This window comes from Micromonospora sp. NPDC005161, assembly GCF_053599855.1.
This window is the reverse complement of record NZ_JBSFYQ010000001.1, coordinates 164731-185240: the sequence shown is the minus strand read 5'-3', so window position 1 is coordinate 185240 and position 20510 is coordinate 164731. Positions and strand designations below refer to the sequence as shown.

22 protein-coding genes and 1 tRNA gene are annotated in these 20510 nt (G+C 73.0%); 19 read left to right on the top strand and 4 right to left on the bottom strand.

Features of this window, described 5'->3' with window-relative positions:
• Positions 1-4 precede the first annotated feature (4 nt).
• The 13 genes from ACWD5O_RS00865 to ACWD5O_RS00805 all read left to right on the top strand — a co-directional run bounded on the left by ACWD5O_RS00865 (position 5) and on the right by ACWD5O_RS00805 (position 11051).
• On the top strand, positions 5-934 hold the full coding sequence (locus ACWD5O_RS00865) for a Ppx/GppA phosphatase family protein (protein WP_354962944.1): 930 nt from the start codon (positions 5-7) through the stop codon (positions 932-934).
• A gap of 115 nt (positions 935-1049) precedes the next feature.
• A complete protein-coding gene (locus ACWD5O_RS00860) occupies positions 1050-1562 on the top strand; it encodes a response regulator (protein WP_354962704.1) in 513 nt (170 codons plus the stop codon).
• 59 nt (positions 1563-1621) lie between these two features.
• On the top strand, positions 1622-1954 hold the full coding sequence (locus ACWD5O_RS00855) for a PadR family transcriptional regulator (RefSeq protein WP_354962705.1): 333 nt from the start codon (positions 1622-1624) through the stop codon (positions 1952-1954).
• Positions 1951-2949, top strand: a complete 999-nt coding sequence (locus ACWD5O_RS00850) for an HAAS signaling domain-containing protein (RefSeq protein ID WP_450084244.1) — start codon at positions 1951-1953, stop codon at positions 2947-2949. The genes ACWD5O_RS00855 and ACWD5O_RS00850 overlap by 4 nt, the downstream gene beginning before the upstream one ends.
• A 130-nt stretch (positions 2950-3079) precedes the next feature.
• A complete protein-coding gene (locus ACWD5O_RS00845) occupies positions 3080-3562 on the top strand; it encodes an LppU/SCO3897 family protein (RefSeq protein WP_354962707.1) in 483 nt (160 codons plus the stop codon).
• Positions 3563-3774: 212 nt separating this feature from the next.
• Positions 3775-4461 (top strand): dienelactone hydrolase family protein, encoded by a 687-nt coding sequence (locus tag ACWD5O_RS00840; protein ID WP_354962708.1) that lies wholly within the window; start codon positions 3775-3777, stop codon positions 4459-4461.
• Positions 4454-5194: a uracil-DNA glycosylase gene (locus tag ACWD5O_RS00835; protein ID WP_450084243.1), complete on the top strand. Its 741-nt coding sequence runs from the start codon at positions 4454-4456 to the stop codon at positions 5192-5194. Before ACWD5O_RS00840 ends, ACWD5O_RS00835 begins: the two co-directional genes overlap by 8 nt.
• A 20-nt stretch (positions 5195-5214) precedes the next feature.
• Positions 5215-6015, top strand: a complete 801-nt coding sequence (locus tag ACWD5O_RS00830) for a DUF4129 domain-containing protein (RefSeq protein WP_450004300.1) — start codon at positions 5215-5217, stop codon at positions 6013-6015.
• Positions 6012-6596: a hypothetical protein gene (locus ACWD5O_RS00825; protein ID WP_354962710.1), complete on the top strand. Its 585-nt coding sequence runs from the start codon at positions 6012-6014 to the stop codon at positions 6594-6596. The genes ACWD5O_RS00830 and ACWD5O_RS00825 overlap by 4 nt, the downstream gene beginning before the upstream one ends.
• Positions 6596-7603: an AAA family ATPase gene (locus ACWD5O_RS00820; RefSeq protein ID WP_450004301.1), complete on the top strand. Its 1008-nt coding sequence runs from the start codon at positions 6596-6598 to the stop codon at positions 7601-7603. Before ACWD5O_RS00825 ends, ACWD5O_RS00820 begins: the two co-directional genes overlap by 1 nt.
• On the top strand, positions 7603-9036 hold the full coding sequence (locus ACWD5O_RS00815; protein ID WP_450084242.1) for a DUF58 domain-containing protein: 1434 nt from the start codon (positions 7603-7605) through the stop codon (positions 9034-9036). The genes ACWD5O_RS00820 and ACWD5O_RS00815 overlap by 1 nt, the downstream gene beginning before the upstream one ends.
• A 19-nt stretch (positions 9037-9055) precedes the next feature.
• The gene (locus ACWD5O_RS00810) at positions 9056-9616 is read left to right on the top strand and encodes a hypothetical protein (protein ID WP_450004374.1); all 561 of its coding nucleotides are present in this window, start codon (positions 9056-9058) and stop codon (positions 9614-9616) included.
• A gap of 103 nt (positions 9617-9719) precedes the next feature.
• The gene (locus tag ACWD5O_RS00805) at positions 9720-11051 is read left to right on the top strand and encodes an NAD(P)/FAD-dependent oxidoreductase (RefSeq protein ID WP_449936603.1); all 1332 of its coding nucleotides are present in this window, start codon (positions 9720-9722) and stop codon (positions 11049-11051) included.
• A 55-nt stretch (positions 11052-11106) separates the two neighbouring features.
• Here the strand turns inward: ACWD5O_RS00805 and ACWD5O_RS00800 are convergent, their stop codons facing one another.
• Positions 11107-12969 carry a hypothetical protein gene (locus ACWD5O_RS00800; RefSeq protein WP_450004303.1) on the bottom strand — a complete coding sequence of 621 codons (1863 nt, stop codon included), beginning with the start codon at positions 12967-12969 and terminating at the stop codon, positions 11107-11109.
• A gap of 101 nt (positions 12970-13070) precedes the next feature.
• Here ACWD5O_RS00800 and ACWD5O_RS00795 point away from each other — a divergent pair.
• The 4 genes from ACWD5O_RS00795 (at position 13071) to ACWD5O_RS00780 (ending at position 15342) form a co-directional block, all read left to right on the top strand.
• Positions 13071-13154, top strand: a tRNA-Leu gene (locus tag ACWD5O_RS00795).
• Positions 13155-13258: 104 nt separating this feature from the next.
• Positions 13259-14074, top strand: coding sequence for a Bax inhibitor-1/YccA family protein (locus ACWD5O_RS00790; RefSeq protein ID WP_354962716.1), 816 nt, complete (start codon positions 13259-13261; stop codon positions 14072-14074).
• A gap of 143 nt (positions 14075-14217) precedes the next feature.
• Positions 14218-14976: a Bax inhibitor-1/YccA family protein gene (locus ACWD5O_RS00785; RefSeq protein ID WP_354962717.1), complete on the top strand. Its 759-nt coding sequence runs from the start codon at positions 14218-14220 to the stop codon at positions 14974-14976.
• Positions 14977-15021: 45 nt separating this feature from the next.
• Positions 15022-15342 carry a hypothetical protein gene (locus ACWD5O_RS00780; RefSeq protein ID WP_450004304.1) on the top strand — a complete coding sequence of 107 codons (321 nt, stop codon included), beginning with the start codon at positions 15022-15024 and terminating at the stop codon, positions 15340-15342.
• A 12-nt stretch (positions 15343-15354) separates the two neighbouring features.
• Here the strand turns inward: ACWD5O_RS00780 and ACWD5O_RS00775 are convergent, their stop codons facing one another.
• From ACWD5O_RS00775 to ACWD5O_RS00765, 3 genes are all read right to left on the bottom strand, one after another.
• Positions 15355-16617 carry an acetyl-CoA C-acetyltransferase gene (locus ACWD5O_RS00775; RefSeq protein ID WP_450004305.1) on the bottom strand — a complete coding sequence of 421 codons (1263 nt, stop codon included), beginning with the start codon at positions 16615-16617 and terminating at the stop codon, positions 15355-15357.
• Between the two features lie 78 nt (positions 16618-16695).
• Positions 16696-17508: an SGNH/GDSL hydrolase family protein gene (locus ACWD5O_RS00770; protein ID WP_449936613.1), complete on the bottom strand. Its 813-nt coding sequence runs from the start codon at positions 17506-17508 to the stop codon at positions 16696-16698.
• Positions 17505-18557, bottom strand: a complete 1053-nt coding sequence (locus ACWD5O_RS00765) for an SGNH/GDSL hydrolase family protein (RefSeq protein ID WP_450004306.1) — start codon at positions 18555-18557, stop codon at positions 17505-17507. Before ACWD5O_RS00765 ends, ACWD5O_RS00770 begins: the two co-directional genes overlap by 4 nt.
• A gap of 150 nt (positions 18558-18707) precedes the next feature.
• Here ACWD5O_RS00765 and ACWD5O_RS00760 point away from each other — a divergent pair, with 150 nt between their 5' ends.
• Together ACWD5O_RS00760 and ACWD5O_RS00755 are read left to right on the top strand one after the other, a co-directional pair.
• On the top strand, positions 18708-19064 hold the full coding sequence (locus ACWD5O_RS00760; RefSeq protein ID WP_354962722.1) for a YkvA family protein: 357 nt from the start codon (positions 18708-18710) through the stop codon (positions 19062-19064).
• Between the two features lie 72 nt (positions 19065-19136).
• Entirely contained in the window at positions 19137-20507 is a 1371-nt protein-coding gene (locus tag ACWD5O_RS00755) for a cystathionine beta-synthase (protein ID WP_210911327.1), read from the top strand.
• Positions 20508-20510 lie beyond the last annotated feature (3 nt).

Genomic DNA, 20510 nt, shown 5'->3' with positions numbered 1-20510 from the left:
GCGTGTGGCGGCCATCGACTGCGGGACCAACTCGATCCGACTGCTGGTCGCCGGATTGCCCGACCCATCGGCCGGGCCGCAGGCGCCGCTGACCGACCTGACCCGACGGATGGAGATCGTCCGGCTGGGGCAGGGCGTGGACCGGACCGGCCGGTTGGCGCCGGAGGCGATCGAGCGGACCAGGGTGGCACTGGCGTCGTACGCCGCCGACATCGAGAAGCTGGGTGCGGAGCGGGTGCGGATGTGCGCCACCTCGGCCTCCCGGGACGCGGCCAACGCCGACGACTTCACCGAGATGGTGCGGCGCACCCTCGGGGTCGCGCCCGAGGTGGTCAGCGGTGACGAGGAGGCGCGGCTGTCCTTCACCGGCGCGGTGCGGGGGCTTCCCGCGGACGCGAAGGAGCCGTTCCTGGTCGTGGACATCGGCGGCGGCTCCACCGAGTTCGTGGTCGGTGACCGGGCCGGCGGGGTGCGGGCCGCGATCTCGGTGGACATCGGGTGTGTCCGGATGACCGAGCGGCATCTGCCGGGCGATCCGCCGACGCCGGAGCAGGTCGCCGCCGCGCAGGCCGACATCGTGGCGGCGGTGGACCGGGCGCTCGCGGCGGTGCCCGGCCGGGAGGCGGCCACGCTGGTCGGTCTCGCCGGGTCGGTCACGACCGTGGTCGCCGTGGCCCAGGGTCTGCGGGAGTACGACCCGGAGCTGATCCACCACGCCCGGGTCTCCTACGAAGCGGTGGCCGAGGTGACGGCCGACCTGCTGGGTCGAACCCGCGAGCAGCGGCTGGCGATCCCGGTGATGCATCCGGGCCGGGCCGACGTGATCGGCGCGGGTGCGCTGGTGCTCCGCGTGATCATGGAGCGGGCCGGCATGCCGTCGGTGGTCGCCTCGGAGCACGACATCCTCGACGGCATCGCCTGGAGTCTTCAGTGAAGACATCACACTGATCGTCGTCGAACTGTGACGACGCTGAGGCCCTGAGTCGACGCTGAGCTGTGACCGTCGGAGGATGGGCCTTCAAGCGCGGACGACGCGCCGGGCGGCTGCTGTGCTGGCCGTGGCGGCATTCGTACTCGGCGGTTTGACCTCCTGCTCGCCGGAGAGGAAGGGCATCACCGGCCTGACCGTTGACGCCGCTGGCCGCCCGCTCGCGGCGCTGGCCTGGTGTTCGGACCGGCCGCCCGACGTCGTGGTGCTCTTCTCCGTCAGGGAGTCGACGTCGCCAAAACCGTCGGGTCGGGCGACCCCGTCGGGTCGGGCGACGCCGTGGCCGAAGTGGCCGGGGCGGAACTTCACCGTGCCACGTGCCGCGACTTCGCCCACCACCGTGCCCCTGGATGGCTTCCCACCGGAGTCGATTGCTGACCCGGACGGTGCCTTCGACATGTACGGAGTCGCTGACGACAGCAGCTTCACTACGCACCGGGTGAGCTTCCGCCTCGGCGAACTGACCGAACTGGCGTCCGGATCGGTCCTGGTCACCGCCATCGTCCGCGGCGAGGAGGTGCAGGAAGTTCTCTCCCTCGAGGAGTTCGCGCATCGGGGAGAGAACGAATGCTGATGGGGCGAACGAGGCTGAATCGTTGACGCTATTTCGCATTGCACAGTAGTGTGCAGTGCGTGGACACCACACAGTTACTGAAGGGCGTGCTCGATCTGGCCGTCCTGGCCGTGCTCCGAGAGGAGGACGGCTACGGCTACGACATCCTGCGCCGGCTCCGCGAGGCCGGGCTGGAGGAGGTCGGCGACGCCTCGGTCTACGGCACGCTGCGCCGCCTCTTCGGCGCCGGCCTGCTCACCACCTACGTCGTGCCGAGCGAATCCGGGCCGCACCGCAAGTACTACGCACTCAACGCGGCCGGGCGCGACCAGTTGACCCGCTCCGGCAAGCTCTGGCGCTCGTTCGCCACCACCATGGACAGTCTGCTCGACGATCGGGGGATGGCGGCATGACCGTCACGGGGCAGGAAATCACGGACTATGTCGCGCGGGTCCGAGCGGCGCTGGCCGACCTGCCGCCCACCCAGCGCGACGAGCTGACCGAGGATCTGGCCGATCACCTCGCCGAGGTGGCCGCCGAGGCCGGCGGCACCCTCGTCGAGCGGCTTGGGGAGCCCGAGACGTACGCCGCCGAGCTGCGCGCCGCGGCCGGCGCACCGGGCGGCGGGCGCAACCTCGACCAGCGGGTCGCCACCGCGGTGGTCCGGGCCCGCAGGCGACTGCGCTCGATCGACTCCCGGCTCGGCCCACCGCTGGGGTACGAGACGGCCAGCGACTTCCTCCGGTTGCTGCGTCCCGGCTGGTGGGTGCTGCGCGGCTACCTGGCGGCGATGCTGATCACCATGATCACCACTGGTGGTGGCTTCGGGCTGCTGCCCCGGTTCGGTGGAGAGCTGCTCGGCGGCCTGATCATGCTGGTCGGTCTCGTGCTCGCCTCGATCTGGCTCGGCCGCCGCTCCGAGCGGTTGACCCGCTGGCCGCGTTGGGCACTGCACGCCGGCAGCCTGGTGCTCGTGTTCTTCGCAATCGCCACGCTGGCGAACGCCGAGGACCGGCTCGGCTACAGCGACTACTACTACGACCAGACCTCGGTCGACAGCCAGTACAGCCGGGTCCGGGATGTCTTCGTCTACGACCGCGAGGGCCGGCTCGTGGAGAACGCCCGGCTCTTCGACCAGAACGGTGACCCGATCCGGCTCGGCTACCCGGACTGCGCGGACCCCGCCGACGTCTATGGCAAGCCGCTGCTGCGGGCGTACCCGTACTGCCCGGACCAGGCACCCTTCGGCCCCCGGGCTCCGGGCGCGCCGGCGCCGACGGTCCCGCCCGCGCCGCCGACGACGGCCCCGACCGTGACGCCCGAGCCGACCGGGACGGCCACCGGTGGGCCGACGGTGGGTCCGACCGCGACGCCGACCGGCACACCGATCCCCACCGCGACGGGCTGAACGACGATGTGAATTGGATCATGCATACGAAGCTGGGAAATAGCTGAACGGACGAGGCGAGCGGGACGACGCCGGAAATCAATGATCGTTACGGTGTCGTCTGCTCATCAACCCCTCGGAAGGAACCCCCGTGTCAGAGCAGGTTGCACCGCCCCCCGCGTCCGACGTCGCGCCGCCCCAGCCGGCCGTCGAGACGCCGTCGCCGGTCGAGCCGGAGGCGAAGAAGCCCGGTGCAAAGAAGGCCCTCGGCATCATCGGCGCGATCCTCGTGTTCGTCGTCATCGCCGGCCTGAAGTTCGGCGTCGCCAGCGCCATCGGCAACTTCCTGAACAAGGACGAGACCGCCGACGCCAAGGCCGGCGACTGCATCGCCGAGCTGCCCGAGGTCACCGGCACCGAGGAGGAGGAGGTCGACGGCGCCAAGGTCGTCGAGTGCACCTCCACCGACGCGGCGTACAACGTGGTCGGTCGCGTTGATGGGCAGACCGAGGCGCAGGCCAAGGCCGGCACCGCGTGTGACGAGTACCTCAAGGAGGGCGAGGAGGGGTACGTCTTCTACAGCATCGAGCCGGGCAAGACGGGCTACCTGCTCTGCCTGACCAAGAAGGCCTGACCGGAGCGTCAGCAGCAGGGCAACGGCACCGACGGCGGTGGGGGAACGGTCCCCGCCGCCGTCGGCGTACGCGGAGTCACGACCCGGCGAACGGGAGGTGAATGCCACTGTTCCCGTGTCTTCCCCGGCGACGGCGCGGCATGGCAGGCTACCGGCACGTAGGACCACTGGGCGACCAGCCAACGATGACTGACCGCTAGGAGGACGGGCCGATGGGCGAGATGGTGAGCTACCGCAGCAACGGGGGCATGAGCGAGGGGTATCTCGCGATACCTGCCAGCGGCGTCGCCAGCCCCGCCGTCATCGTCATCCAGGAGTGGTGGGGCCTGGTCCCGCACATCCGGTCGGTGGCGGACCGGTTCGCCGAGGCCGGCTTCGTGGCCCTCGCCCCGGACTTCTACCACGGTGAGACCACCAGTGAGCCGGACGAGGCGCAGCGGCTGCTGATGGCCATGCGGATGGACGAGGCGGCGAAGGACATCGCCGGCGCGGCCGACTACCTCGCCGGCCGACCGGAGGTCACCGGCAAGGTAGGGGCGGTGGGCTTCTGCGCCGGCGGCAGCCTGGCTCTCTGGTCGGCGACGCTCTCCGAGCGCATCGTCGCCAGCGTGGGTTTCTACCCCGTGCTGCCCTGGGAGTCGATGCGCCCCGACTGGGTCGACTACGCCGGCAAGTCCGCCGTCATCCACTGCTCTGAAGAGGACGGCACGTCGGCCGCCGAGGGCGTGCAGACCGCCCGCCGGGCCATCGAGGAGGCCGGCGGCACCTGCCACCTCTACGACTACCCGGGCACCTCGCACGCCTTCTTCAACGACGACCGGCCGGAGGCGTTCGACCAGCGCGCCGCCGCCAGCGCCTGGGCCCGCACCCTGGAACTCTTCCGGGCCAAGCTTGGCTGAGTCGCGTACCCCCGATCAGGTGGTCGCCCGCGCCGTGCGGGCGACCGACCTGGCCGATCTGGACGCGGCGGTCAGCGACTGTTTCGCCTGCCCGCGGCTCGTCCGCTGGCGGGAGGAGGTGGCCCGCACACGCCGGGCCGCCTTCCGTGACCAGGAGTACTGGGGACGGCCGGTCCCGGGCTTCGGCGCCGCCGACGCGCGGATCGCCATCCTCGGCCTGGCGCCCGCCGCGCACGGTGGCAACCGCACCGGCCGGATCTTCACCGGCGACCGGTCGGGTGACGTGCTGTTCGCCGCCCTGCACCGGGCCGGGCTGGCCAACCAGCCGACCAGCGTCGCCGCCGACGACGGGCTGGCTCTGCGCGACACCCGCATCTTCTCGGCCGTCCGGTGCGCGCCGCCGGACAACAAGCCCACCCCGGATGAGCGGGACACCTGCGCGCCCTGGCTGCACCGCGAGGTCGCGCTCATCCGGCCCACCCTGCGCGTCGTGGTCGCGCTGGGCGCGTTCGCCTGGGCGGCGTGGTGGCCGGTGCTGCACCAGGTGTACGGGCAGCGCCCGCCCAGCCCGCGACCGAGGTTCGGCCATGGGGCACACTGGTCCGGCACGGCCGCACCGGAATTGCTTGGCTGTTACCACGTCAGCCAGCAGAACACCTTCACCGGGCGGCTGACACCAGGGATGCTGGACGACGTCTTCGGCCGGGCCAGGCAGCTGGCCGGAGTGGACTGAGAGTGCGTGGGGCGGTGGCCATGACGGACGGAACGCGCCCGCCCACGCCGTACCCCGCCGAGGAGCCCGGGGTGCTGCGCCAGGTGTTCGGCCTGCTCCGCCGGTGGTGGCCGGTGGGTGCGGTCGCCGTTCTGCTCGCCGGGGCCGCGCTGGCCTCCGCGCACTCGTCGATCGGGGCCAGCCGGATCCCCCCGGCCGCGGAGAACGTCCCCTGGGTCCCCGAGTATCCGACGGCGGAGCCATCGCCGTCGATTCCGGTGGAGCCGCGCGACGCCGGCGAGGCCACCCAGGCGCACATCCCGCAGTGGATCGCCACCGTGGCGATGGTGCTGCTCGGGCTGGCCATCGCCGCCGTGTTGGGTTACCTCACCTGGATCCTCGTTCGCGGCGCGGTGCGCCGTACCACCCGGGCACTGCCGGCGCAGCGGGGCCGGCGTACCGCCGAGGGCACCGCCCGCGAGGTGGTCGCCGCGCTCGACGCCGGCCTTGTGGAGCTGGACGACCGGGACACCGATCCCCGGGTCGCGGTGATCGCCTGCTGGGTACGACTGGAGGAGGCCGCCGCCACCGCCGGTGTTCCCCGGCGGCCCGGTGACACTCCCACCGACCTGGTCACCCGGCTGCTGCGCGGCGACCCGTCGGCCGGGGTGCCGGCGATCGTCAGCGCCGATGTGCTGGCCGAGTTCGCGCACGTCTACCGGGAGGCCCGGTACGCCACCCGCCCGGTCGACGAACGCACCCGCGACCAGGCCCGAGCCGCGCTGCGCCGGTTGCGCCACGAACTGGCCGCGGTGGCCCCCAGCCAGGAGGTGCCTGCTTGAGCACCACCAGCATCGACGACCTGCTCGCCTTCGAGGAGGAACCGGCACCGGCCGACCCGCAGTCGCGGGGCGGGCCGGCCCGCCTGGTGCTGCGCTCGCTCGCGATCGCGGCCGCCCTGGTCGCGGTGCTCGTCGCCGGGCTGCGCGCCATCGGCCTCCAGGTCTCCCTGCCCGTGCTGATCGCCGGGGTGCTCGCCGTGCTGGCGGTCCGCCGGGTGACCGGCCTGCTCGCGCCGCCACCCCCGCCGCCGCCGAGCGGTCGGATGACGACGGGCGAGGAGGACGGCAGCTACAACTGGGGCTCCCGGGACGCGCTGCGCACCGCGATCAACCGCTGGGAATGGCCACTCGACTGGTCCACGACGCGACCCGAACGCTTCACCAGCGTGGTCCTGCCCCGGATCGGTGAACTCGCCGACGAGCGGATGCGCCTGAAGCACGGCGTGACCCGTGAGTCGGACCCGGGCCGCGCCCGTGTCCTGCTGGGCGACCGGCTGTGGACGTTCCTGGAAAACCCGCCCCGCCGCCCCCCGTCGCCGCGCGACCTCGCGGTGATCGTCGCCGAACTGGAGCAGATCTGATGAACGACGTGGACCCGAGCATGCCCGCCGCCGAGGTCGGCCGTCTGGCCCGGGCGGTGCTGGACGCGGTCGGCACCGTCGTGGTCGGCAAGCGGGACGCGTTGGAGCTGGTCCTCGCCGGCATCCTGGCCGGTGGGCACGTCCTGCTGGAGGATCTGCCGGGTCTGGGCAAGACGCTCACCGCGCGCTCGTTCGCCCAGGCGCTCGGGCTGGACTTCCGCCGGCTCCAGTTCACCCCGGACCTGCTCCCCGCCGACGTCACCGGCTCGTTCCTCTACGACCAGCGCAACGGCGACTTCACCTTCCGGGCCGGCCCGGTCTTCACCAACCTCCTCCTCGCCGACGAGATCAACCGGACGCCCCCGAAGACCCAGTCCGCGCTGCTGGAGGCGATGCAGGAGAAGCAGGTCTCGGTGGAGGGCGTGACCTACAAGCTGGACGAGCCGTTCCACGTGCTGGCCACCGCCAACCCGATCGAGTACGAGGGCACCTATCCGCTGCCCGAGGCGCAGCTGGACCGGTTCCTGCTCCGGGTCTCCTTCGGCTACCCGGAGCACGACGAGGAGTGGGAGGTGCTGCGCCGCCGGATGGGCCGCCGCCGCGAGGAGGCGGAGATCAAGCCGGTGGTCGACGCGGCCACCCTGCGGTCGATGCAGGCCGCCCTGGAGGACGTGGTGGTGGAGGACTCCGTGGGCCGCTACATCGTGGCGCTCACCGCGGCCACCCGGGAGCACCCGTCGGTGCTGGTCGGCGCGTCGCCGCGGGGCTCGCTGGCGCTGCTGCTGCTGGCCCGGGTCCGTGCGGTGTTCGGCGGCCGGGACTACGTCGTGCCGGAGGACGTCAAGGAGGTGGCGGCGCCCGCGCTGGCCCACCGGATCACCCTGCGCCCGGAGATGTGGCTGCGGCGGGTCGACCCGGCGTTCGTGGTCGGCGAGGTGCTGGAGGGCACTCCGGCGCCGGCCAGCGGCGCGCTGCCCAGCTACGCCGCCGGCGGGCCCCGGCGCTGATGACCGGACCGACCGTGCCCGCGCCGAGATCCGCCGAGCCGGAACCGGCCACCGGCTGGGCGCCCACCTGGGCACTCGGCCGGGCGGCGCTGCTCGCCGGCCTGTTGCTGGTGGCGGGGGTGCTGCTGGGGCGGGTCGACCTGATCGTGCTGGCCGCCCCGTTCGCGCTCGGCACCGCGTACGCGCTGCGCCGCCGACCCTCCGCGCTACCGCAGGTGTGGATCACCCCGGGTGACGACGGGCCGATGGTCGAGGGCGGCGCGGTGACGGCGGCGGTGAGCGTCGGCAACCCGGACACGGTTGACTACGACCTCGTGGTGGTGCGGTCCCGGGTCTCGCCGTGGCTGCGGATCGAGCGGGCCGGCTTCGCCCTCGACGGGTCGCACGACGATGCGACGCACAACGGTGCTGCCGCACCGGCCGGTGGCGCGGGGCGCTCGGTGGCCGATCGGCCGTTCGTGACGTCGGTGCCCAGGGCGACGGCGGTGGACCTCGGCCTGGCCGGCAGGGCCCTGCGCTGGGGTCGGCACCCGGTCGGTCCGGCCGGCGCGCGGGTCGCCACGGCGGGTGGCCTGCTGGTCTCCCGGGCGGTGATCACCGAGCTGGTCCGGGTCCGGGTCTATCCGCGAACCGAACCGTTCGAGGCGGTGAAGGCGATGCCCCGAGCCGCCGGCCTGGTCGGGGCGCACCACTCCCGCCGGCCCGGCGAGGGCGGCGAGCTGGCCGGCGTACGGATCTTCGCGCCCGGCGACCGGCTGCGCCGCATCGACTGGCGGGTTTCGCTGCGCGCCCGGCAACTGCACGTGGCGTCCACCCTCTCCGACCGGGACGCCGAGGTGGTGGTGCTGCTCGACGTGCTCGCCGAGGCAGGCCGCTCGGGCGGGGTGGGCGGCGCCGCCTCGGTGCTGGACACCACGGTGCGGGCCACCGCCGCGATCGCCGAGCACTACCTGCACCGGGGCGACCGGGTCTCGCTGCTGGAGTACGGGCCCGCCGCGCGGCGGCTGCGCCCGGCCGCCGGTCGCCGGCAGTACCTGACCGTGCTGGAGTGGCTGCTCGACGTACGCGCCCAGGCCTCCCAGCACGAGCCGTACGACCAGGTGTTCGGCCCGCAGCTGCTCTCCTCGGACGCGCTGGTGGTGGTGCTCACTCCGCTGCTGGACGAGCGGTCGGCGCAGATGCTGGCCCGGCTGGCCCGCGCCGGGCGGTTCGTGGTGGCGGTCGACACGCTGCCGACCGACCTGACGCCGCCGAAGGACCGGGGCTGGGCCGAGGTGGCGTACCGGCTGTGGCGGCTGGACCGGGAAATCATGATCGGGCAGCTCCGGGAGCACGGCGTGCCCGTGGTGCGCTGGGCGGGCGCCGGCAGCCTCGACCAGGTGCTGCGGGACGTGGCGCGGCTGGCGATGGCCCCGAGGGTCGGTGCCCGGTGAGCGGGGGTGGGCACAGATGATCGACGCCGTCACCGGGCGGGTCAGGGCGGCCCAGGACGCCTTCGCCCGGATCAGCGCCGCCCCGCTCATGGTTCGGGCCGGGATCTTCGTCACCGTGCTGGCCGGGTTTGCGCTGGCGTTCCCCGCCGAGGTGCTGTCCGGCCGGCCGCTCGGCTTCCTGGCGGTGGCCGCGCTGCTGCCCGCGGTGGGTCCGCGTCGGGTCTGGCCGACCTTCGCGGCGCTGGTGATGGTCGGCGGCTGGCTACTCGCCACCGACGGTTACGGCCGGCCGGTGGCGCTCTGGCGGCTGCTCGCTCTCGCCGCGCTGCTCTACCTGGGGCACACCCTCTGCGCGTTGGCCGCGCTGCTGCCCTACGACGCGGTGGTGGACCCGGAGCTGATCACGCGCTGGCTGCTGCGGGCGGCCGCGGTGCTGCTGGGTACCGCCGTGCTGGGGGTGCTGCTGTTGCAGGTCGCGGGCCTGGGTGGGGAGAGCGGCCACCAGTGGGTCACCGTGCTCGGGTTACTCGTGGCGGTGGGGATAGCAGCATTGCTGGGCTGGCTCCTGCGACGCGGGTAGATTGTGTGTCGACCAGGGTTATCCAGGTCACAGGGGTTGTGCTCCGTCACAGATGGGGGGCGCGAGCGGGATTACCTGAGCCGACCGGGGAAAGATAGATGACGTGAATCCGAAGCGGATCCTTGTGGTGGGTGCCGGGCACGTCGGTCTCTATGCCGCCCTGCGCCTGTCGAAGAAGCTCAGCTCCCGTGAGGCTGAGGTCATCGTGGTGGACCCCCAGCCGCACATGACGTACCAGCCGTTCCTGCCCGAGGCCGCGGCCGGCAACATCTCCCCCCGGCACTCCGTGGTGCCGCTGCGGCGGGAGTTGCAGCGGTGCACGGTGGTGGCGGGCACGGTCACCCGTGTCGAACACGATCGCAAGGTGGCGACCGTGCAGCCGATCGTCGGCCCGGCCCGGGAGATCCCGTACGACCACGTGGTCGTGGCCCCGGGCTCGGTGTCCCGGACGCTGCCGATCCCCGGCCTGCACGAGCATGGCATCGGGTTCAAGACCATCGGCGAGGCGATCTACCTTCGCAACCACGTGCTGGACCGGCTGGACGTGGCGGCCGTCACCCCGGATCCGGACGTCCGCCGGTCGGCGCTGACCTTCACCTTCGTCGGTGGTGGCTACGCCGGCATCGAGGCGCTCGCCGAGATGGAGGACATGGCCCGCGACGCCCTGCGCTACTACCCGGAGCTGAAGCCCGAGGAGATGCGCTGGGTGCTCGTCGAGGCCACCCAGCGGGTGCTGCCCGAGGTGGACCGGGACATGGGCGCCTACACGGTGCAGCAGCTGCTCAAGCGGAACATGGACATCCGGCTGGACACCCGGCTGGAGTCCTGCGTCGACGGGGTGGTCAAGCTCTCCGACGGCGACAGCTTCCGCTCCGACACGATTGTCTGGACGGCCGGCGTGAAGCCGTCGCCGATGCTGGACGCCACCGACTTCCCGCGCGACGACCGGCGGCGGGTCACCTGCCTGCCCACCCTTCAGGTGGTCGACGGTGACCGGGTTGTCGAGGGCGCGTGGAGCGCCGGCGACTGCGCCGCGGTGCCCGACCTGACCAAGGAGCCGGGCAACTTCTGCTCGCCGAGCGCCCAGCATGCGGTGCGTGAGGCCGCCCGGATGGCCGACAACATCGTGGCGGTGATCCGGGGCCGCGAGCCGGTCAACTACAAGCACAAGCACGTCGGCAGCGTGGCCAGCCTCGGGCTGCACAAGGGCGTCGCCCAGGTGTACGGCGTGAAGATGACCGGCTGGCCGGCCTGGTTCATGCACCGGACGTACCACATGAGCCGGATCCCGTCGTTCAACCGCAAGGTCCGGGTGGTGGTGGACTGGTCGCTGGCGTTCTTCCTCAAGCGTGAGGTGGTCGCCCTGGGCCAGCTGCACGACCCGCGCGAGGAGTTCGTCGAGGCGTCCCAGCCGGTCGGCGTCCCCCGCGTCTGACCCGATCGACGACAAGGGGCCCTGCCGTGTTGGCGGGGCCCCTTGTCGTACGCGGTCAGACCCGCCAGGTCCAGGCGTCGGCGATCCGGGTGGCTGGGCCGTAGAGCTGCTCCAGGGTCGCGCGCAGGCTGTCCGCGTGTGGGGCGTCGTCCGCCAGCGCCACACAGGACGCACCCCAGAAGTCGGCGTCCCGGGCGGCCTGCCGGCGCTGCTCGTCGCCGATGGCCGGCTGGTCGCCGCGCCGCGCGACGTCCGCCAGCAGGGCCGAGGTGGGCTGCTTGAAGGTGCCCATCGCCGCGGTGCCGCCCCGACCGTACGGGCCGATGAAGAATCCCTCGGGCAGGCCGAAGCCCGCGTCGGCGGCGGCTGCCCAACGCATCGGCCACGGTTCCTTGGGCGTGGGCAGCGGCACCGGGACCAGCACCCCGCCGGGCTGGACGCACTGCCGCCAGTGCCCGCCGGTGACGAACTCCGGCACGGCGGGCCGCTCGGCCGTCGGCAGCGGGGCCGGGAAGATCGGCAGCAGCGCCGCGACGACGGCCAGCGGCACCAGCCGCCGCGCCCGACCGGTGCTCCGGAGGGCCTTGTCGAGCGCCAGCACCAGCAGCGTCGCGATGATCGGGAGCAGCGCCAGGCCGAACCGCATCGGCAGCGCGCCGTCCACCACCGGCAGCCCGGCCAGCAGGGCGTACGGGCCGGGCAGTGCCGTCCTGGTGCCGCCGAGCACCACTTCCGGGCCGAGCGAGAGCGCACCCATCACCAGCGCCGCGACCACGCAGGCGAGCACCAGTCGCCGCCGCCCCGCCCAGATCCAGATCGCGCTGGCCGCGGTGACCAGCAGCAGCGGCCAGCCGAGGAAGGTGTTGTACTCGGCCGGGCCGGTGGTCAGTCGGGCGGACTCGGCGCTGCCGGCCACCGACAGTGGGGAGACGGTCCACCAACTGCTCAGGTCGGCGGAGAAGTAGGCCGGACTGAACATTCCGTCGGCGACCCCCTGCGGCCCGGCGAACTGGAACCACAGCGGATATCCGAGCACCAGCAGGGCCAGCCCGGCGGCGACGGCCAGCCCGCCGGCGAAGTTGGGCAGCGCCCGACGGGCCAGGTCCCGGTCCGCCACGGCGTAGCTGACCGCCATCACCAGCAGTGTGACGGCGGCGAGGAAGAGCACCTCCTCGCCGATGAAGACCTGCGCGGTGACCGCCGCGGCCAGCCCGGCCGCGGAGCTGAGCATGCGCCGCCGGTCCGGCCCGGCGACCAGGCGGCGGGACCCGGTGGGCGGCGTGGGCCCCGGGTCGGACGCCCGCAGCAGCCGGACCACCAGCCAGATGATCACCGGCACCAGCCACTGGGCGGTCATGTGCAGGTGGCTGTTGGTCTGCGAGATCATGCCGGGGCCGAACCCGCACAGCCCTCCGCCGAGGGCGGCGGCGAGCCGCCGGGCGCGCATCGCCCGGTGGAACAGCAGGTACCAGGCGACGGCGGTGCCGGCCAGGTTGGCCGCGGCGAGCAGCGCGAAGGTGACCGGCGCGCCGAGCAGCAGGGTGATCGGCGCGCAGACGATGCCGAGCGCGATGACCGTGGTGTTGGTCATCAGGTTGACCCCGTCGGGGGCGTTGAGCCGGTCGGTGAGCAGACTGAAGTCACCGAGCAGCGCGCGCGCGTCGACCGCGAGGAACCACTCGTAGAGGGTCTGGTCCTCGGGGTTCAGCGCCAGCGTCCGGCCGGCCGGGTCGGGCCACAGTCCGTGGGTGAGCCAGCCGGCCACCACCGTGCAGATCAGCGCGACGAGCAGGTCCCCCCGGTGCCGGCGGACGGCGGCCAGCAGCCGGACGGCCCAGGCTTGGCGGTTGACCTGATCGGCGAGGCGGAAGGCCTGCTCAGGGGCGGCGTCGGGGGCCGTGGGGGCTGCGCTGCTCACGGCATCGACCCTAATGCGGCCAGGCTGGTGGGGTACGCCGGGTCGCCGCGAACCGGCTACGGTGACACTGCACCGTGCGTGTCGGCGCGCCGGTGCCACCCGCCCGGGTGGTGGAACGGCAGACACGGCCGCCTTAAAAGCGGCTGCCGCAAGGCGTGCGGGTTCGACCCCCGCCCCGGGCACCAGCGGGCTGAACGCATTCTCATTCGTGATCACCATGAGTTGGTCGGGCCGTTTACTCTTGGAGGGCACGTTCACGTGCAAACGACCCCCTGAGGGAGGCCAGACAGTGAAGACCTCGAACCCGGTGCTCGCCCGGCTCGGCCAGGCGGCCGAGCGGGAGCGCTCCGCCGGGTACGCCCCGACCGGGCCGTACGGACAGCCCGGCATTCCGCAGCAGTACCCGTCCCAGGCCGGTTACCCGGTCGCGCCGCCAACCGTGGCGCCCATGACCGTCGACGACGTGGTGGTCAAGACCGTCGCCCTGCTCGGCATCCTCGGCATCACCGCCGCGGCCGCCTGGGTGCTCGTGCCCGACGCGCTGGTCGGTGCCGCCTGGATCGGCGCGGCGGTCGTCGGCCTGGTGCTCGGCCTGATCATCTCGTTCTCCCGGATGGCCAACCCGGCGCTGGTCATCACGTACGCGGTCGTCGAGGGCGTCTTCGTCGGCATGGTCAGCAAGGCGTTCGAGACGGCGTACGACGGCATCGTGCTCCAGGCCGCCGCGGCCAGCTTCGGCATCTTCTTCCTGATGGCGATGCTCTACCGGGCGAAGGTCATCCGGGCCACCCCGGCCTTCGTCAAGGGCATGATCGCGGTGATGACCGGCCTCTTCGCGGTCATGCTGATCAACCTGGTGCTGGCGCTGTTCGGCGTCAACACCGGCCTGCGCGACGGCAGCCCGCTGGCGATCGGCTTCAGCCTGGTGTGCATCGTGGTCGCCTCGCTGAGCTTCGTGCTCAGCTTCAAGGAGATCGAGGACGGCGTCCGGATGGGCCTGCCGCAGCGCTACTCCTGGACGGCCGCCTTCGGCATCCTGGTCAGCCTGGTCTGGCTCTACATCGAGATCCTGCGACTGCTGAGCTACTTCCAGGGCGACGACTGACGTCGTCCGCGCTGCCGACCGGCGCCCGCCCCCGCTCCTGGGGGCGGGCGCCGTCGTCTGCGCCGGCCGTGCCGTTTGCCCGCCGCCGCCGGTCCGCCCGGGGCAGAGTGACTGCGAGGGGTACGCGGGCGAAGGAGGCGGCGGTGCGCAGCAACAACCCGGTGCTCAACCGGCTGGACGAGACCGGCCGGTTGGAAGCCCGGGTGCTCGGTGCCCGTGACGTCGAGCCGATGACCGTCGACGACGTGGTGGTCCGCACCGTCGGGTTGCTGCTGCTCACCGGCGTGGCGGCGGCGGTCTCCTGGGCGGTGGTGCCGGAGGCGGTCTGGGTGCCCGCCGCGCTGGCCGGCAGCGCTCTCGCGTCGATCGCGCTGGTCCTGGTCATCTCGCTGCGCGGGATCACCAACCCGGTGCCGATCGTCGGCTACGCCCTGCTCCAGGGGCTGCTGCTGGGGGTGGCCAGCCGTGCCTTCGAGCTGGTCTATCCGGGCATCGTGGTGCAGGCGGTGGCCGGCACCTTCGGCGTCTTCCTCGGCATGGCGGCGCTCTACCGGGCCCGGATCATCCGGGCGACGCCCCGGCTGGCCCGCGTGGTGATCGGCACGCTGCTCGGCATCGCCGTGCTCAGCGTGGTCAACCTGGTGTCGTACCTGATCTCCGGGCGGCCGGGGCTGGCGGTTTACAGCGTCAGCGGAGAGGTGGGCTGGCTGCCGTACGCCTTCTCGGTCGTGGCGATCATCGCCGGCGCGCTCAGCTTCATCCTCGACTTCGACCTCGTCGAGCGTTCGGTGCGCGACGGCCGACCCCGCCGGTACGCGTGGTTGAGCGCGTTCGGCCTGCTCACCGGGCTGGTCTTTCTCTACTGGCAGCTGCTGCGGCTGCTCAGCTACCTGCGCCGCTGACCGGCCGACGTGACTCGCCCGGCGTCGGCCGTAGACTCGGCGGCGATGAGCACAGCGGAGTTGGACCAGGCCGTACGGCTGCTGGTCCGTCAGGTCGGGCACTGGGAGCAGCCCCGCTGGGCGGCGGTCGCGACCACCGGCAACATGTCCCGCGCCGACCTGGTGCACCGGCTCGTGCAGGAGATCGCCAACCTGGCCGCCGACGCCGAGGGCGAACCCCGCCGGGTGGTGCCCCGGCTGGACAACGACCTGGCCCTGCCCGACCAGGTGCGGGTGGTGGTGGCGGACCTGGTCGCCGCCGGGCCGGGTGCGGAGGTGCTGGCGCGGGCCGCCGCCGAGGTGACGGCGACCCGCAGCGCGCTCTGAGCGACGGTCGGCTCAGCTGAGCCGTTCCAGCACCATGGCCATGCCCTGACCGCCGCCGACGCACATCGTCTCCAGGCCGATGGTCTTGTCGTGGCACTCGAGTGCGTTGAGCAGGGTGCCGGTGATCCGGGCGCCGGTCATGCCGAACGGGTGGCCGACGGCGATCGCGCCGCCCATCACGTTCAGCTTCTCCTCCGGGATGCCCAGCTCCCGGTAGGAGGGGATGACCTGCGCGGCGAACGCCTCGTTGATCTCGACCAGGTCGACGTCGTCGATGGTCATGCCGGCCCGGCGCAACGCCTGCCGGGACGCCTCGACCGGACCGAGGCCCATGATCTCCGGCGACAACGCGGTCACGCCGGTGGAGACGATCCGGGCCAGCGGGGTCAGCCCGAGCTCCTCGGCCCGCTGCGCGCTCATCACCACCACGGCGGCGGCGCCGTCGTTGAGCGGGCAGCAGTTGCCGGCGGTGATCCGGCCGTCCGGACGGAACACCGGCTTCAGGCCGGCCACGCCCTCCAGGTTGACCCCCGCCCGGGGGCCGTCGTCGGTGCTCACCACCGTGCCGTCCGGCGTGGTGACCGGCGTGATCTCCCGGGCCCAGAAACCGTCGGCGATGGCCTTCTCGGCGAGGTTCTGACTGCGGACGCCGAACGCGTCCATGTCGGCGCGGCTGACGTCGTACACCTGGGCCAGGTTCTCCGCGGTCTGCCCCATGGTCAGGTAGATGTCCGGCAGCTCGCCGGACTCGCGCGGGTCGGCCCACACCTCGGCGCCGCCCTGCGCGCGACGCTTCGAGCGTTCGCCGGCCGCCGCGAAGCGCGGGTTTTCCCAGCCGCCGCCGACCAGCGCCTGCGCCTCGGGGGGCAGCCCGTCGGAGCTGCCCCGGGCGTACCGGGAGACCATCTCCACGCCGGCGGAGACGAACACGTCGCCCTCGCCGGCCCGGATCGCGTGCATGGCCATCCGGGTGGTCTGCAAGGAGGAGGCGCAGTATCGGGTCAGCGTGGCGCCGGGCACGGTGTCCAGCCCGAGCAGGGTGGCCACCACGCGGGCCATGTTGAAGCCCTGCTCGCCGCCGGGCAGGCCGCACCCGAGGTAGAGATCGTCGATCGTGGTCGGGTCGAGCTGGGGGATCTTGTCCAGGGCCGCCTGGACGATGGTCGCGGCGAGGTCGTCGGAGCGGACGTCGCGCAGGGATCCCTTGTGCGCCCGGCCGATGGGGGAGCGGGCGGTGGCGACGATGACGGCGTCGCGGGACGACTCAATCGGCATGGACCCACGTTAACCCGCCGGTAACTTGGCGCGGAAGGAGCCGGCCCGGCGGGAAATGTCACCCCGAGCCGCGTCGATCTAGCGTCGGGAGGCGACCGCCGCGGCGGCCGCGACGGCGGGGAGCAGGGCGTGCGCCCACACCCGGTAGCCGTCGGCGGAGGGATGGAAGCCGTCGTGGCAGAGCGTCCCCGCGTCGGCCCGGAACACCGGCCCGGTCTCGGTGGCCAGATCGACCACCGCGCCGCCGGCATCGAGCACGGCCGTCGTCTGGGCGCGGGCCACGCGGCGCCCGGACCAGCCGACCAGCTGGCGCAACGGGGGCGCGATGGCCCGTACGGCGCCGAGGTCGGGGCAGGTGCCCACCACCACCTCGACCCGCGCCTCGCGCAGTCGGTGCACCGCCGCACCGAGATACGCCGACGCGTCGGCGGGCCGACGCAGCCCGGTGGCGTCGTTCGCCCCGATCAGGACCAGCGCCACGTCGGGCCGCTCGCCGAGCAGGGCCCGCGCCACCTGGGTGGTCAGGTCCGTCGAGCGGGACCCGGAGACGCCGACGCTGGACAGGTGCACCCGCCGCCCGGCGGGGCCCTCGGCGAGCAGGTTGGCCAACTGCCCGCCGATGGTGTCCTCGAGCCGGTCGACGCCCACGCCCAACGCCGACGAGTCGCCGAGCAGCACCAGCCGCAGCGGTGGAGCGTCAGCCCGACCGATCGTGGCCCGCAGCGCCAGCCCCAGCTCCGGCTGGGCGTAGCGCCGGTGCCGGGCGACGAACGCCTCGCCGGCCAGGACGGCAGCGCCGCCCACGGTGCCGGCGAGCAGCGAGAGCGCCGCCGCCCGACCCAGTCGGACCGGGAAACCGGCGGTCACGTCCCGCTCGCTGCGCTCGTTCATGCCAGTCCCTCCACTGTCGAGGTGTCCGGGGCGGACCCGCGTTGCGGCACCGCACCGACACCGAAGAACGCCCGGCGGCGCAGCTGCGCCCACCGGCCGGCCGGCCCGTGGTCGTGGCCCCGGACCTGGGTGCCGCTGACCTCCGTGCCGGCGTGCCGGGCCGCCTCCTGCGCGGCCTCCGGCAGCGACCGTACGCCCTCGCCCGGTGTCGGTGTGACCCGTCGTTCCTGCCCCGTGCCGAGCGCGGAGAGCATCGTCGGCAGCAGCGCGGCGGCAGCCACCGCGTACCCCTCGGCGGAGGGATGGAACCGGTCCCAGGCGAACATCCGGTGCGGCTCGGCGGCGAAGCGGGGGCCGAGCAGGTCACCGAGGGAGACCGTCCAGCCGCCAGCCTCGACCACGGCCACCGTCTGGGCGGCGGCGAGCTGTCGGCTCCACCGGTGCGCCAGCCAGCGCAGCGGTGGCTGGATCGGACGGATCGCGCCCAGGTCGGGGCAAGTGCCGACGACCACCTCGCAACCGGCGTCGCGCAGCGTGCGGACCGCCTCGACCAGGTAGCGCACGGCCAGCCCGCGCGGGGTGCGGTTGGTGATGTCGTTGCCGCCGATCAGGATCACCGCGATGTCGGGCTCGCGCTCCAGCGCCGCCTCCACCTGGTGCCGGAGCACTGCCGAGATGGCCCCGACCACCGCGAAGCGGTGCACCCGCACCGGCCGGTGCAGCCGTCGGGACAGACCGGTGGCGAGCAGCGCGCCCGGCGTCTCCCGGCGGCGGTGGACCCCGTAGCCGGCCGCCGACGAGTCACCGAGCACGACCATGGTGAGCGCCGCGCCAGGGAACTTGGCGCCGTAGAGCCCGTCGCAGCGCGGCGGCGGCGCCTCGGCCATCGGGATGGTGCGCCGGGCCTGGCGGGCCTGGCCGAGCAGCACCCCGCCGGTCGCGATCGCGGCCGCCGCGATGGCGCCCGTCCCGATGGCTGCCAGCCAGGCGACCCGCCGGGCCTGCCGCCAGCGCGGATCAACGGGTACGACGGAACCAGCCACCCCCATTCCACGACATTATCTCGCCGGGCCGACACGCCGCTGTCGTCGTGACGGCTCGCGGGTGCCTGGAAACCGACGCGACGGGGTACCTGTCCGGGGGAGGCCGGCCGACTTGCGCCGACCCGTCACGCTGATCCGGCGGAGAGGAGCGCGACGATGGGGAAGACACTGAAGCGCAGCGCGGCGTTCGCGGCCCTGGCCCGGGCGTTGGCGGCCGGGGCACGCGGCGGGCCGTCGCTGGGCGCCCGGTTGGCGGCGTTGCCCCGGATGATCCGGGCCACCGCCCGTGGGCAGTACGACGGCGGCCTCCGGCTGGCCCTGATGACCGCGGCGACGGCGTACATCGTCTCGCCGATCGACCTGCTCCCCGAGATCCCACTGGCGATCTTCGGGCTGGCCGACGACGCGGTCATGATCACCTGGCTGGCCGGGAGCGTGCTCGCCGAGACGGACCGTTTCCTGGAGTGGGAGGCCCGGCGCAGCTCGGTCATCCCCGGGGGGCTGGTGCCCTGACGGCACGTACCCTGGGCGGCGAGGAAACGTCTGCCCGGCCGCCATCGCCGGCGCCGCAACGGAGGGCACACCGTGCAGTACTACGACAACGTCGTCGACATGATCGGCAACACCCCGCTGGTACGTCTGCGTAACGTCACCGAGGGCATCCAGGCCACCGTGCTCGCCAAGGTCGAGTACGTCAACCCGGGCGGTTCGGTGAAGGACCGGATCGCGCTGCGGATGGTGGAGGACGCCGAGGCGGCCGGCCTTCTCAAGCCCGGCGGCACCATCGTCGAGCCGACCAGCGGCAACACCGGTGTCGGGCTGGCCCTGGTGGCCCAGCTCAAGGGCTACCGCTGCGTCTTCGTCTGCCCCGACAAGGTCAGCCAGGACAAGCAGGACGTGCTGCGGGCGTACGGCGCCGAGGTGGTCGTCTGCCCGACCGCCGTCGCCCCGGAGGACCCGCGCTCGTACTACAACGTCTCCGACCGGCTGACCCGGGAGATCCCCGGCGCCTGGAAGCCGAACCAGTACAGCAACCCGGCCAACCCGCGCTCGCACTACGAGACGACCGGCCCGGAGCTGTGGAAGCAGACCGAGGGCGGGCTCACCCACTTCGTGGCGGGCGTCGGCACCGGCGGCACCATCTCCGGCATCGGCCGCTACCTCAAGGAGGCCTCCGAGGGCCGGGTGCGGATCATCGGAGCCGACCCGGAGGGCTCGGTCTACTCCGGCGGCACCGGCCGGCCGTACCTCGTGGAGGGCGTCGGCGAGGACTTCTGGCCGGAGACGTACGACCGGGGTGTCGCCGACGAGATCGTCGAGGTCTCCGACAAGGCGTCCTTCGAGATGACCAGGCGGCTGGCACGCGAGGAGGGGCTGCTGGTCGGCGGCTCCTGCGGGATGGCTGTGGTCGCCGCGCTGGAGGTGGCTCGTCGGGCCGGCCCGGACGACGTGGTGGTCGTGCTGCTGCCGGACGGCGGCCGGGGCTACCTGTCCAAGATCTTCAACGACTCGTGGATGGCCCGGTACGGCTTCCTCGACAACTCCGGCACCGAGCCGACGGTGGCCGACGCGCTGGCCAGCAAGCCGGGCGGGCTGCCCGAGCTGGTGCACGTGCACCCGACCGAGACGGTCCGCGACGCGATCGACTACATGCGCGAGTACGGCGTCTCGCAGCTGCCGGTGCTCAAGGCCGAGCCGCCGGTGGTGACCGGCGAGGTCGCCGGCTCCATCGCCGAGCGGGACCTGCTCGACGCGCTCTTCACCGGTCAGGCGCACCTGCACGACACCATCGAGCGACACATGGGCGACCCGCTGCCGATGATCGGTGGTGGCCAGCCGGTCAGCGAGGCCGTCGGCCTGCTGGAGAAGTCCGACGCCGCCCTGGTCCTCGTCGACGGCAAGCCCAAGGGCGTCCTCACCCGCCAGGACCTCCTGGCCCACCTGGGCGCCCACTGAGCG